This is a genomic window from Oceanicola sp. 22II-s10i (assembly GCF_002210105.1).
Taxonomy (GTDB): Bacteria; Pseudomonadota; Alphaproteobacteria; order Rhodobacterales; family Rhodobacteraceae; genus Pseudooceanicola.
Map to the genome: position 1 here is coordinate 173,961 of NZ_AQQU01000007.1, position 13,465 is coordinate 187,425.

Consider the following 13,465-nt stretch of genomic DNA (forward strand, 5'->3'; position numbering starts at 1 on the left):
TCACTGCATCGCGGCCATCAGTTCACGCCCGATCAGCATCCGCCGGATCTCGGAGGTGCCCGCGCCGATCTCCATCAGCTTGGCGTCGCGGAAGATGCGTCCGACCGGGTTGTCGTTCAGATAACCCGCCCCGCCGAGCGCCTGCACCGCCTGATGCGCGACGACCATCGCTTCCTCGGACGCGTAGAGCACGCAAGCCGCCGCGTCCTGCCGCGTCACCTGCCCGCGATCACAGGCCTTGGCGACCTCGTAGACATAGGCCCGAGCGGTGTTCAGCTTGGTGTACATGTCCGCGATCTTGCCCTGCATCAGCTGGAAATTCCCGATCGGCTGGCCGAACTGCTTGCGCTCGACCATGTAGGGCATCACCTCGTCCAGACAGGCGGCCATGATCCCGGTGCCGATCCCCGACAGCACGACTCGCTCGTAGTCGAGACCGGACATCAGCACGCGCACGCCCTTGCCCTCCTCGCCCAGCACGTTTTCGAACGGCACCTCGCAATCCTCGAAGATCAGCTCGGCCGTGTTCGATCCGCGCATCCCGAGCTTGTCGAAATGCGGGGACGTGGAGAAGCCCTTCATCTCCTTCTCGATCAGGAAGGCGGTGATGCCCTTGGACCCGGCATCGGGGTCGGTCTTGGCATAGACGACCAGCGTGTCGGCGTCGGGGCCGTTGGTGATCCAGTACTTGTTGCCGTTCAGGACATAGCGGTCGTTGCGCTTCTCCGCCCGCAGCTTCATCGACACAACGTCGGATCCGGCGGAGGGTTCGGACATCGCCAGCGCGCCGACATGCTCGCCCGAGATCAGCCGCGGCAGGTAGCGGGCCTTCTGTTCCTCGGACCCGTTCAGCTTGATCTGGTTCACGCAAAGGTTCGAATGCGCGCCGTAGGACAGCGAGACGGAGGCGGAGGCGCGGGCGATCTCCTCGACCGCGATGACATGGGCGAGGTAGCCCATGCCGGTGCCGCCGTATTCCTCGGGCACCGTGAGACCCAGCAGGCCCATCTCTCCGAGTTCGCGCCACAGCGCCGGGGGAAACTCGTTCGACCGGTCGATCTCGGCGGCCATCGGCTTGATGCGCTCCTGCGCCCAGCGATGCACCGCATCGCGCAGCGCGTTCACGTCCTCGCCCAGATCGAACGTCATGGAGCCAGTGAACATCGGCGCCTCCCCTCGCTTTTATTGAACACTTGTTCACATAGCTGGCACATCGCCCGAGTCGGGTCAAGCGGCGGGAACCGCCTTGCCTCCGGCGCGTTCATCGGACGACCCGCCGCAAGGGCGGAGGAAAGAAAGGAGCCTTCCATGAAAGACCTCACGCACGAGCAGAAAGATACCTTCTGGGACCGGATGGACGATGTCCGCGCCGGGATGCTGCACACCGCGCCGGACCGCGTGGTGCCGATGTCGCATTACGTGGACGAGGATCGCGGCGTGATGTGGTTCATCACCGCCGCCGGGACCGACGCCTTCGAGGCCGCCAAGGCCAACCAGGCTGTGCACTACGTGGTCGCCGAAGCGGGCGCCAAGATCTACGCCAAGGTCGACGGCACGCTGAGCGTGTCGGACGACAAGGCCAAGCTGGACGAGCTGTGGTCGCCCATTGCGGCGGCATGGTTCGAGGACGGCAAGAACGACCCCGATGTCCGGCTGGTGATGTTCAAACCCTCCAAGGCCGAGGTCTGGCTGACCGACGGCGCGGCGGGCTTCCTCTACGAGATCGCCAAGGCGAACCTGACCGAGCAGAAGCCGGACATGGGCGAGCACGGCGTGGTCCGCTTCTGATGCGCGCCGCGATCATCGCGGCACTGATCGCCGCCCCCCTTTCCGCCGCTGCCGAGCAGGTCGGAGAGGTGGGCGTCGACTGGGTCGGCAACGACATCATCATCGAGGCGATCGCCGACCCGGACGTCAAGGGGGTCACCTGCCACGTCGCCTATTTCGAACGCGGGCTGATCGACCGGCTGAGCAAGGGCAACTGGTTCGAGGATCCCTCGAACGCCTCGATCGCCTGCCGCCAGACCGGCCCGATCGAGATCGGCGACATCGACCGCGACGAGGATGGCGAGGACGTGTTCCGCACCTCGCGCTCGATCATCCTCAAGTCGCTGCGGGTCAAGCGGATCTTCGACGAGAAGAACCAGACGTTGATCTACCTCGCCCATGCAGCCGAACTGACGGACGGGTCGGCAAAGCTGTCGATATCGACCGTTCCGCTGTACGGCGCGACAAAGGCGGGCACGACCGGCGAGTGACCGGTCGCGCCCGGTGCGTCACTTACATTGCGGCCAGTGACCTTGCCTCGTTCTGCGCCACGAGTTGGAAGGGCTGCGGCACTGTCTCGACCTGCATCGACTTGCGGTAGCGGACGAGGATGATCGCCGGGCTCCTGACGTCATGGGCCTTCACGTCTGCGGCGAGGGCGCCGAGCGTCGTCTCCAGATGCCGTTCCTTCCCGGTCGAGCAGGATTCCACGATGTCCACCGGACAGGCGCCCGGCACGCCGGAGGCCATCAGGTCCGACTGCACCCGGCCCGCCTGTTCCACCGCCATGTAGAATGCGACCGCCGTGCCCGGCCGGGCCAACGCCGAATAATCCGGCGCCGGATCGCCGGGACGGCAGCGCCCGGTCGATATCGCGAAGGTGTCCGTCTCGCCGCGTTCCGTCAGGGGGCGGCCAATCGCGGCGGCGGCGGCAGAGGCGGCGGTGATGCCCGGCACGATCTCCACGTCGATCCCTGCGTCACGCGCGGCGGCGAGTTCCTCGCAGGCGCGGCCAAAGATCGAGGGATCGCCGGATTTCAGCCGCACGACCCGCCTGCCCTTCGCCGCCTCGGCCACGATCAGCCGGTCGATCCGCTCCTGCGGCCACGCGGTCGCCCCCAACTCCTTGCCGACATAGACCCGGTCCGCGTCGCGGCGGGCCAGCTCCAGCACCTCGGGATCGACCAGCCGGTCGTAGAAGATGACGTCGGCCTGCTGCAGCCGCTGCACCGCGCGCAGGGTCAGCAGATCCCGCGCGCCCGGCCCGGCCCCGACCAACGCGATATGCCCGGCCCGCTCCGGCGCCGCGCCCTCGGCAATCGCGGACTTCAGCATCTCCGCCGCCTGCCGCTCCCGCCCGGCCAGATGCGCGCGCCAAGCTTCACCGGTAAAGGCCCATTCCCAGAACGCCCGCCGGTCCCGCTGGGAAATGCGCTCCGCCACCGCATCGCGCAACCGCCCGGCAAGGGCAACGAAGGCCCCGAGGCGCGGCGACAGCATCGCCTCGATCTCGGTCTTGATCGCGCGGCCGAGGACCGGGGCCGTCCCCTCGGTGCCGATGGCCACCACCACCGGATCGCGGTCGACGATCGAAGGGGTGAAGGCATCGCAGAGATCCGGCCGGTCGATGACGTTCACCACCGCACCGGCGGCGCGGGCGGCATCGGCCATGTCACGGTCCAGCGCGTCGTCGCCGGTGGCGATGAAGACGAGCGCCGCGGCCTCGAAGCTGTCCGGTTGCAGCGAGTGGTGGTGATCCGCCCGGCCCGAGGCCACGACAGACGCCACCTCGGCGTCCAGATCGGCCGCAATGACGCGCAGCTGCGCCTCGGTCTTCAGGATCAGCCGCATCTTGCGCGCGATCTCTTCGCCGCCGCCGCAGAATACGACGCGGCGTCCGTCCATGCGCAGAAACATCGGGAAGTTTTTCATCTTGATGGTCCTCGATAAAAACGAAAATGGCCGCCGACACCCACACGTGATCCGTGTGCGGTCGAGCAGCCTTGCCCAGTACCCATGCTTCGGGAAATCGCGACGCCGTTGTCGCTGGGTTCTTCTACAACGAAACGGCCCGCGGACAAAGGAGATTCCGCCGAATCCGCCCCCGCTATTCGTCGGTCAGCAACCACCTGCCCATGCGTTCATCACGCGGCGGGCCTGCGCGCGTTCCAACCCGCCTCGGCCCGTGCGAGCGCATCCGCCACACCGCAGGTCTCGAGCGCGAGTGCCGCGGTGCCCGTCACCACCTGACGCTCGAAATCGCCCATCTCGCCCGGATCGCCCGCCAGCCGCCGGGTCTCGTCGCTGATGGCCGGAAAGGTCACCTGCCACGGCACGCCGGCGCGCAGCCCGAAGGCCGCGATGTCCTTGGACGGATGGCGTTCGAACTCACCGCCGCCACCCTTGATGACGCTCAGGTCACGCCAGCCCATCAGGGCCGCCGCATCCGCCTGCAGGAGCCGGTAGGACGGGTGGAACACCCCCTGCACGCTGGCCGCCGCACGGCCCGGGTTCAGCATCCGGCACACCGTGTTGATGCAGGATCTCAGCCCCAGTACCGCCCGCAGGTTCAAAAGCGCGAAGAGCGCGGGCTGCGCCACCTCCAGCGGCAGGTAGGCAATACCATGTGCCGCGATCAGTGCCCCCGCGTCCTCCGTCGAGCCGGCCACCGGAATGCCGGCCTCCTCCAGCCCCGCCCGGACCTTGGTGTCCGCCCCGTTCCAGCCGTGCATCAGGACGCGGTGCCCCTCGTCCGCCACCATCCGCGCCGAGGTGAGGAACAGCGGCGCGCCCCGCGTGCGGCCCGCCGCGTAGCTCGGCCAGTCGAGGTCCACGCCCTCGACCGGCGCGACCGCCCCCTGCGCCGCACCGGCAAAGCCCGCGATCTCCTCCGCCGCCTCGCCCTTCATCCTCAGCAGCATCAGCAATGCGCCGACGGCCTCGGGCGCGGCCCCGCCCGACAGCATCAGCTGCATCGCATCCGCCGCCTCGTCCCGCGTCAGGCTGCGCGACCGGCCCGGACCACGGCCGAGGGTGCGGACATGGTCGGCAAGGCTCATTCCGCCGCTTCCCTCGGTGCGATCACGGCCAGCAGGGCCGCGATCTCGGGCCGGCAGGAGCCGCAGTTCGTTCCGGCCTGCAGCGCCTCGCCGATCGCCTCGACGCTCAGCAGGCCGCGCTGCTCGATCGCCGCGACGATGGTGTTCACGCCCACGCCGAAGCACGAGCACAGGATCGGCCCCGGATCGGGCTGGCCCGCCGGACGGCGGCCGCCCAGAACCTGCGGCGCGTCGGTGCCCGGCAGGTCGGCGAGGTAGTCGCGCATCACCGCCACCGGTTCGCGCGACACGAAGAGCGCGCCGATCAGCCCGTCCGCATCGCTCAGCGCGATGCGCGCGATGCCCCGCGCCGCGTCCCGGATGCTGGACACCTGCGCATCATCGGCACCGAAGATGCGCCGGGCCTCCGCCTCCCAGTCCGCGACCTCGGCAAGGCCCGCGAGTTCGGCACGGTACCCGGACTGTGTCGGCGCGGCGGCCCAGTAGTCGCTGTCGAGCCGCATCGCCCGGCGCGACACGGCAAAGCCGTACCACGCGGCGTCGAACAGTTGGACCGACACGACGGCGGCCTTGCTCTCGGGCTGGCCCGAGACCGGGTCGGTCACGGCGGGCACCACAGCGTCGATCCGGGCTGAAGGCGCGGTTTCACCGGTCCAGTGCATCGGCGCAAAGACCTGGCCGGAGCGGACCGCATCGGTGAGCCGCGCCCGCAGGATCGCCTTGCCCGCCGGGCTTTCGATCCGCACGAGGTCGGACGCCTTGACGCCCAGCCGTCCGGCATCGGCGGGATGCAGGTCGAGGAACGGCTCGGCCAGATGCGCGGACAGGCGCGGGCTGAGCCCTGTGCGGGTCATCGTGTGCCACTGGTCGCGGATGCGGCCGGTGTTCAGCCGGAACGGATAGCGCCGTTCCGTCCGCGCGGCGGGGGGCGTCCAGCGCACGGGCACCATGCGGGCCTTGCCATCCGCGTGAAAGAACCGGCCGTCCGCGAAGAAGCGTCCGCCCTGCCGTTGCGTTGTGACCGGCCAGCGCTGCGGTTCGAACCCCGCATAGTCGTCCTCGCCCATGCCGGAGAGGCCGGAGATGTCGAAATCCCGCCCGAACCGGCCCGCGATCCCGGACAGCGCGGCATATTCACGGAAGATCTCGGCGGGTCCGGCGTAGTCGAACGCCTCGCTCCATCCCATGCGGCGGCCGACCTCGGCGAGGATGGCCCAGTCCGCGCGGGCCGTCCCCGGCGGGGTCAGCACGGCGCGCTGGCGGCTGATCGTGCGGTCGGAATTGGTGACGGTCCCGTCCTTCTCGGCCCATGCCGACGCTGGGAGCAGCACATGCGCCAGCCGCGCGGTATCCGTCGCGCCGGTCACATCGCTGACCACGACGAAATCGCAGCCCGCGATGGCCTCGCGGACCCGGTCGGCATCCGGCAGGGTGACGGCGGGGTTAGTGTGGATGATCCACAACGCCTTGATCCGCCCGTCTCCGACCGCGCGGAACATTTCGACGGCCTTGAGGCCCGGCGTCTCGGCGATCCGGGGGGCCTGCCAGAATTCGCGCACCGCCGTGCGGTGGTCGGCGTTTTCCAGGTCGAGGTGGCAGGCCAGCATGTTGGCCAGCCCGCCGACCTCGCGCCCGCCCATGGCATTGGGCTGGCCGGTGACCGACAGCGGGCCGCAGCCCGGCCTGCCGATCCGGCCGGTGGCGAGGTGGCAGTTGAGGATCGCGTTGACCTTGTCGCTGCCCGAGCTCGACTGGTTCACGCCCTGGCTGAAGACGGTGACGACCTTCTCGGTGCGGATGAACATCTCGCAGAAGGCCGCGATCTCGTCCTCGCGCAGGCCGGTTTCGGTCGCGATATCCGCCTGTGCCGCGCGCAGCGCATCGTCGAAACCCTGCACGTTGGCGAGGTAGCCGGCATCCACCGCGCCCGCCTCGTAGATCGCCCCGAGCAGCCGGTTGAACAGCGCCACGTCCGCGCCCGGCGCGATGGCGAGGTGCAGGTCGGCCGCGTCGCAGGTGGCGGTGCGGCGGGGGTCGATGACCACGATCCGCGTGCCCCGCGCCTTACGCGCCGCCAGCAGCCGCTGGTAGAGGACCGGGTGGCACCATGCGAGGTTGGAGCCGACGAGGACGACCAGATCGGCCTTGTCCAGATCCTCGTAGGTCTGGGGCACCGTGTCGGTCCCGAAGGCGCGCTTGTGCCCCGCCACGGTCGAGGCCATGCAGAGCCGGGAGTTGGTGTCGATATTGGCCGAGCCGATGAAGCCCTTCATCAGCTTGTTGGCGATGTAATAGTCCTCGGTCAGCAGCTGACCGGAGACGTAGAAGGCCACGCTGTCCGGCCCGTGTTCGGCAATCGCAGCCGAGAACCTGTCGGCCACCAGCTGCAACGCGCTGTCCCAGCCGGTGTCCTGTCCGTCCACTTGCGGGGACCGCAGGCGGCCAGCCGTGCCCACGGTCTCGGCCAGCGCCGAACCCTTGGAACACAGCCGCCCGCGGTTGGCCGGATGCTCCGGATCGCCGCGCACGGCCAGTCCGCCCTGCCCGTCCGGGCGCAGGAGAACGCCGCAGCCCACCCCGCAGTAGGGGCAGGTCGAGCGTGTTTCCGGCAGGCCCGACCCGTCCATCACGCAGCACTCCGCCGTCCGACGGCGGTGCCGTCGATCAGGATGCGGCCGCCTTCGACGCGCACCGGGAAGGTGGCGATGCTGCCCTCTTCGCCCTGCGCCTGCCCGGTGTTCAGGTCGAACACCCAGTTGTGCAGCGGGCAGGTCACCTTGTGCCCGTGCACGATCCCGTCGGACAGCGGCCCGCCCTTGTGCGGGCAGCGGTCGGCGGTGGCAAAGACCTCGGCCTCGCCCGTGCGGAACACGGCGACGCAGCCCATGGCGGTCTTGAGGACGCGGGCCCCGCGCAGGGGGATGTCCTCGATGTCGGCGATGTCGATCCAGCTCATTCCGCGGCCTCCAGCGTCAGGTCTGCAAGGGGGGCGTAGCGCTTGCGCTCGGTCGCGACATGCTGCGCCCATGGGTCTTTCCGATAGACGGACTGCGAGATCTCGAAGCGTTCGACCAGCGCACGGCGGCTGTCGAGGTCGTCGACCACCCGCTCCTTCACCCAGTCGAGCCCGACCTTGGCCACCCACTTGTAGGGCCGGTCGAGGTACTTCGCGTTCTCGCGGTAAAGCTGGATGAAGGCGATGGTCAGCTCGATCGCCTCCTCCTCGGTCGTGGCGTTGGCCAGACGTTCGGTTTCCTTCACGTCCATCCCCGCTGCGCCCGCTACACCGACCTGGTAGCCGCTGTCGACGCAGACGATGCCGACGTCCTTGCAGGTCGCCTCGGCACAGTTCCGGGGGCAGCCCGAAACGCCCAGCTTGACCTTGTGTGGCGTCCACGAGCCCCAGAGCACCTTTTCCAGCTTGATCCCCAGCCCGGTCGAATCCTGCGTCCCGAACCGGCAATGGTCGGATCCGACACAGGTCTTCACGGTCCGCAGACCCTTGGAATAGGCATGACCCGACACCATCCCGGCGCGGTTCAGATCGGCCCAGATCGCCGGCAGATCCTCGCCCCGGACACCCAGCAGGTCGATCCGCTGGCCACCCGTCACCTTGACGGTCGGGACGTTGTACTTGTCCGCGGCGTCGGCGATGGCGCGCAGTTCGTCCGGGGTGGTGATGCCCCCCCACATGCGCGGCATGACGCTGAAGGTGCCGTCCTTCTGGATGTTGGCGTGCTTGCGCTCGTTGACGAAACGCGACTGCGGGTCGTCGGCATATTCCAGCGGCCAGTCCGCCAGCAGGTAGAAGTTCACCGCCGGGCGGCAGACATGGCAGCCGTTCGGGGTCTTCCACCCCAGTTCCTGCCAGACGGCGGGCTGGGACTTCAGCTCCTTCACCTTGATCAGGCGGCGGACATCTTCGTGCGTGTGGTCGGTGCAGGCGCAGACGGGCTGCGCCGCCGGCATCTTGAACGAGTCGCCGAGCTGCAGCTGCAGCACCTGTTCCACCAGTCCGGTGCAGGTCCCGCAGGAGGCGCTGGCCTTGGTCTTGGCCCGCACGGCGCCCAGATCGGTCGCCCCGCCCGCGATCGCGTCGACGATGGTCCCTTTGCAGATGCCGTTGCAGCCGCAAATCTCCGCATCAAGCGGCAATGCTGCAACGGCTGACAGAGGGTCCGCGGCGGCTCCTCCCTGGTAGGCCGGGCCGAAGATCAGCGTCTCGCGCATCTCGGCAATGTCGGTGCGGTCCTTGATCAGGCTGTAGAACCAGGCGCCGTCCGCGGTGTCGCCATACATGACGGCACCGATCAGGCGGTCGCCCTCGATCACCAGCCGCTTGTAGACCCCGCGCGAGGGATCGCGGAACACGATGTCCTCGCGGTTCGCCGCATCGGCGAAGTCGCCCGCGCTGAACAGGTCGCAGCCCGTGACCTTGAGCTTGGTGGACACTTCCTTGTTCACGAAGGCATCGGCCGTCCCGGTCAGCGTATGCGCCAGCACCTTGGCCTGATCGTAGAGCGGCGCGACCAGCCCGAAAAGCGCGCCGTTGTGTTCGACGCATTCGCCGAGGGCGAGGATGTCCGCATCGGACGTCACCATCTGGTCGTCCACGTGGACCCCGCGCCCGACCGCCAGCCCGGCCTCCTTGGCCAGCGCGACCGAGGGACGGATGCCGACCGCCATAACCAGCAGGTCGCAGGGCAGTTCGGTGCCGTCATCCAGGCGCAGCGCCGCGGCGCGGCCGTCCGGTCCGGCGACGATCTCCTCGGAGTTCGCTCCGCAGAGAACGGTGATCCCCTTCTCCATCAGCGACCGGCGCAGCAGGAAGCCCGCGCTTTCGTCCAGCTGACGCTCCATCAGGTGGCCCATGATATGCACCACGGTCACGTCCACGCCACGCGCGGCCATGCCGGCGGCGGCCTCCAGCCCCAAGAGGCCGCCGCCGATGACGACCGCGCGGGCGCCGGGCCTGGCGCCGAGCGCGATCATCGCCTCGGTGTCTTCCAGATCGCGATAGGCGATCACCCCCGGCAGGTCGTGGCCGGGCAGCGGGATGATGAAGGGGTTGGACCCCGTGGCGATGACCAGCTTGTCATAGGCCACCTCGCCCTTGTCCCCGATCACCACCTTGCGGTCGCGGTCGATGCCGGTGACCTTCTCGCCGAAGCGCGTGGTCACCTTGTTGGCCGCGTACCAGTCATCGTCATGGGTGACGATCTGCTCGTAGGTCTTCTCGCCCGACAGCACCGGGCTCAGCATCAGGCGGTTGTAGTTCCCGCGCGGCTCGGCGTTGAAGAGGGTGACATCGTAGGCGTCCGGATCGGCAGCAAAGAGATGCTCCAGCATCCGGCCCGAGGCCATGCCGGCCCCGACGACAACAAGTTTCTTGCTCATTCCAAAGTCTCCTTGCCGTAGGCGGCGTCGATCATGACGCCGGAGAGTGTGGTATATGCAGAGGTCCAGGCGGCGTTCACCTCGGGGGTGAAGTCCGCGCCCAGCCCCTTCTCAAGGGTGCGCAGCAGCGATGCGCCGACTGCGCCGTAATGTTCGGCCTCGACGCCGTAGCCGACGTGCTTGACCGCGAGCGCCTGTGCGACGGGCACCATCTTGTCGAGATCGCGCAGGCCGCCGACGACCACGGCGAGCGTGGCCATCAGCTTGTTGCCCTGCTCGGTCATGTCGGCATTCGCGAACAGCGGTTTCACATGCGGCGCGGTCTCGAACAGGTCGGCGTAGAAGAGTCCCGCCGCCGCGTCCTTGATCGGGACGACCTTGGCGAAACTCGACTGCACGAGAGTGATCTGGGTGTCGTCCATGACCTCACTCCGCCGCGATCTTGGTCTGGGCCGGTTTCGGTTTCGGCTTGGCGCCGTGTTCGTATTCCTCAAGAAAATCGAGGACTTCCTGCCGGTAGTGATAGTAATCCGGATGCTCGAGCAGCGCCTTGCGGGTGCGCGGGCGCGGCAGTTTCACGTCGGTGATCTTGCCGATGGTCGCCTGCGGGCCGTTGGTCATCATGACCACGCGGTCGGCCAGCAGGATCGCCTCGTCCACGTCGTGGGTGACGCAGATGGCCGTGACCTTGGTGCGCGACCAGACCTCCATCAGCACCTCCTGCAGCTCCCACCGGGTGAGGCTGTCGAGCATGCCGAAGGGCTCATCCAGCAGCAGCAGCTTGGGGCTGAGCGCGAAGGCCCGCGCGATGCCGACTCGCTGCTTCATGCCGTTCGACATGGAGGCCGCGGGCTGGTTCATCGCATCGGCGAGCCCTACCCGTTCGAGGTAGTACTCCACCACGTCCTGCCGTTCCTGCATGGAGGCCTTGGGATAGACCTTGTCCACGCCGATCGCGACGTTCTCGCGCGCCGTCAGCCAGGGGAACAGGTTCGGCGACTGGAACACCACTGCCCGTTCCGGATCCGCGCCGCGCACCTCGTAACCGTCCAGCTTGATGACACCCTTGGAGATGTCGTTCAGCCCGGCGACCATGGTCAGCACGGTGGATTTGCCGCAACCCGAGTGGCCGATCAGCGAGATGAACTCGCCCCGGTCGAGCTTGAGGTTGAAATCCTCGACCACGGTCAGCGGCCCCTTGGGGGTCGGGTAGATCTTGTGCAGGTGGTCGAAGGTCAGGAAGCGCTCGTCGATCAGACCCTTCTGCGCGTCCGCGACGGCGGACGGCAGGTGGTTGGGCTGGACGTTCGGCAGGGTGCGGATGCCTTCGGCCTTGGCCGCGATGCCCACGTCCATCAGGTAGTTCGTGACCCGTGCCCGCAGCGCCTTGAACATCTCGTCATGGTTCATGGCGGTCCGGTCGCGCGGACGCGGCAGGCTGACCTTGAACTGCTCGCCCAGCGTCCCGTCAGGGTTCAGGGCGATGATGCGGTCGGCCAGCAGGATCGCCTCGTCCACGTCGTTGGTGATCAGGACGCAGGTCTGCTTTTCCTCGTTCCAGATCGCCTCGATCTCGTCCGCCAGATTCGCCCGCGTCAGCGCGTCCAGCGCCGAGAGCGGTTCATCCAGCAGCAGCACGTCCGGGTTCATCGCCAGCGCACGGGCGACGTTCACCCGCTGGCGCATCCCGCCGGACAGTTCCGCCGGGCGGCGACCGGTGGCATGGCCGAGGCCGACCATCTTGACGTAGTGGGCCACCTTCTCCGCCCGGTCCTTCTTGGACAGGCCGGGAAAGATCGTGTCCACCGCCAGCCCGACATTCCCGTTCACGGTCAGCCAGGGCATCAGCGAATAGTTCTGAAAGATCACCCCGCGTTCCGGGCCGGGGCCGGTCACCGGCTTGCCCTTGTAGGTCACTTCCCCCTTCGTCGGCATTTCCAGCCCCGCCATCAGGTTGATGAGGGTCGTCTTGCCGGTTCCGGAGAAGCCGAGGAGCACGAGGAACTCGCCCTCCTCGACCGTCAGGTCGATGTTCCGGAGCACGTGCTTGGCATGAATGCCGTCGCCGAAGCTCTTGGAAACGTTCTTGAACTCGATCGCACCCATGTCGGTCACCGATTGTTCGAGAAGGTGAAGAGGGACTGGAGGGCAAACATCACCCGGTCCAGCAGGAAGCCGATGATGCCGATGGTCAGCACCGCGACGATGATCTTGGCCAGCGACTGCGACGACCCGTTCTGGAACTCGTCCCAGACGAACTTGCCGAGGCCGGGGTTCTGGGCCAGCATCTCGGCCGCGATCAGCACCATCCAGCCCACACCGAGCGACAGGCGCAGACCGGTGAAGATCAGCGGCAGCGCGGACGGCAGGACCAGCTTGGTGATCTTGGTCCAGGTATTCATCTTGAGCACCTTGGAGACCGAGACGAGGTCCTTGTCGATCGACGCCACGCCGAGCGCGGTGTTGATCAGCGTCGGCCAGAGCGAGCAGAGCGTCACGGTGATCGCCGAGACGAGGAACGACTTGGCGAAGAAGCCGTCATTGGTGGCGTAGACCGCCGAGACGACCATGGTCACGATCGGCAGCCATGCCAGCGGGCTGACCGGCTTGAAGATCTGCACCAGCGGATTGATCGCGGCATTCGCGGTGGCCGACAGGCCGGCGGCGATGCCGAGCGGGATCGCGACGACGGAGGCCAGCAGGAAGCCAAAGAACACGGTCTGGATCGAGGTCCAGATCTGGTCGTAGTAGCTGGGCGCGCCGGTATAGGGGATGTCCTTGACCTGGTCCGTCTTGCCCTGCTCGATCAGCCGCGCATTGCGCTTCTCGACCCGGTCGTAATGGTCGGCGCGCTTTTCGGCCTTGGCTTCGGCGTCGGCATGCAGGTTCACCGCCTCGGTCCAGACTTCCGCCGGGCCGGGAATGGCGCCGAGCGAGGTCTGCACCTTGGGCGCCAGCGTGCCCCAGAGCAGCAGGAACGCCATGATGGAGATCAGCGGAACGGCCAGCAGCCGCCAGATGTCCTTGAGTTGCGCGCGGGGGTTGTCGCCCGCGGCGGCGCGCAGGATCGGGGTGATCCATGCGAGGCCGAGAACCTGGAACCAGGCATCGGCTTTGTTGATCCGCGTGAAGAGCCGGGCCCGCCGGGCCTCGCGCGCTTCAGTGGCAGCAAATTGGGGGTCGATCGTGGTCATTGGTCTCGGTCCGTGTTGTCGGTTGCGGATGATCCCCGCCGCGCGTCC

At 67.8% G+C, this 13,465-nt stretch carries 11 protein-coding genes; 2 read left to right on the forward strand and 9 right to left on the reverse strand.

Features of this window, described 5'->3' with window-relative positions; genetic code table 11:
• Entirely contained in the window at positions 1-1,164 is a 1,164-nt protein-coding gene (locus tag ATO6_RS17710) for an isovaleryl-CoA dehydrogenase (protein WP_088625361.1), read from the reverse strand.
• 144 nt (positions 1,165-1,308) lie between these two features.
• Here ATO6_RS17710 and ATO6_RS17715 point away from each other — a divergent pair, with 144 nt between their 5' ends.
• Entirely contained in the window at positions 1,309-1,788 is a 480-nt protein-coding gene (locus ATO6_RS17715; protein ID WP_088625362.1) for a pyridoxamine 5'-phosphate oxidase family protein, read from the forward strand.
• Entirely contained in the window at positions 1,788-2,258 is a 471-nt protein-coding gene (locus tag ATO6_RS17720; protein WP_088625363.1) for a CreA family protein, read from the forward strand. Before ATO6_RS17715 ends, ATO6_RS17720 begins: the two co-directional genes overlap by 1 nt.
• Positions 2,259-2,280: 22 nt before the next feature.
• On the opposite strand, the gene cysG is transcribed toward ATO6_RS17720, so the two are convergent.
• The 8 genes from cysG to ATO6_RS17760 all read right to left on the reverse strand — a co-directional run bounded on the left by cysG (position 2,281) and on the right by ATO6_RS17760 (position 13,417).
• A complete protein-coding gene (cysG, locus tag ATO6_RS17725) occupies positions 2,281-3,699 on the reverse strand; it encodes a siroheme synthase CysG (RefSeq protein WP_088625364.1) in 1,419 nt (472 codons plus the stop codon).
• A gap of 212 nt (positions 3,700-3,911) precedes the next feature.
• Complete coding sequence (locus ATO6_RS17730) at positions 3,912-4,826, reverse strand: glycosyl transferase family protein (protein ID WP_088625365.1); 915 nt, start codon at positions 4,824-4,826, stop codon at positions 3,912-3,914.
• Positions 4,823-7,453: a nitrate reductase gene (locus tag ATO6_RS17735; RefSeq protein WP_088625366.1), complete on the reverse strand. Its 2,631-nt coding sequence runs from the start codon at positions 7,451-7,453 to the stop codon at positions 4,823-4,825. Before ATO6_RS17735 ends, ATO6_RS17730 begins: the two co-directional genes overlap by 4 nt.
• The gene (gene nirD, locus ATO6_RS17740) at positions 7,453-7,782 is read right to left on the reverse strand and encodes a nitrite reductase small subunit NirD (protein ID WP_088625367.1); all 330 of its coding nucleotides are present in this window, start codon (positions 7,780-7,782) and stop codon (positions 7,453-7,455) included. The genes ATO6_RS17735 and nirD overlap by 1 nt, the downstream gene beginning before the upstream one ends.
• Positions 7,779-10,223, reverse strand: a complete 2,445-nt coding sequence (nirB, locus tag ATO6_RS17745; RefSeq protein ID WP_088625368.1) for a nitrite reductase large subunit NirB — start codon at positions 10,221-10,223, stop codon at positions 7,779-7,781. The genes nirD and nirB overlap by 4 nt, the downstream gene beginning before the upstream one ends.
• Positions 10,220-10,645, reverse strand: coding sequence for a globin family protein (locus ATO6_RS17750; RefSeq protein WP_088625369.1), 426 nt, complete (start codon positions 10,643-10,645; stop codon positions 10,220-10,222). The genes nirB and ATO6_RS17750 overlap by 4 nt, the downstream gene beginning before the upstream one ends.
• A gap of 4 nt (positions 10,646-10,649) precedes the next feature.
• Entirely contained in the window at positions 10,650-12,329 is a 1,680-nt protein-coding gene (locus ATO6_RS17755) for an ABC transporter ATP-binding protein (RefSeq protein WP_088625370.1), read from the reverse strand.
• Positions 12,330-12,334: 5 nt separating this feature from the next.
• A complete protein-coding gene (locus ATO6_RS17760; RefSeq protein WP_088625371.1) occupies positions 12,335-13,417 on the reverse strand; it encodes an ABC transporter permease in 1,083 nt (360 codons plus the stop codon).
• Positions 13,418-13,465: the final 48 nt, after the last annotated feature.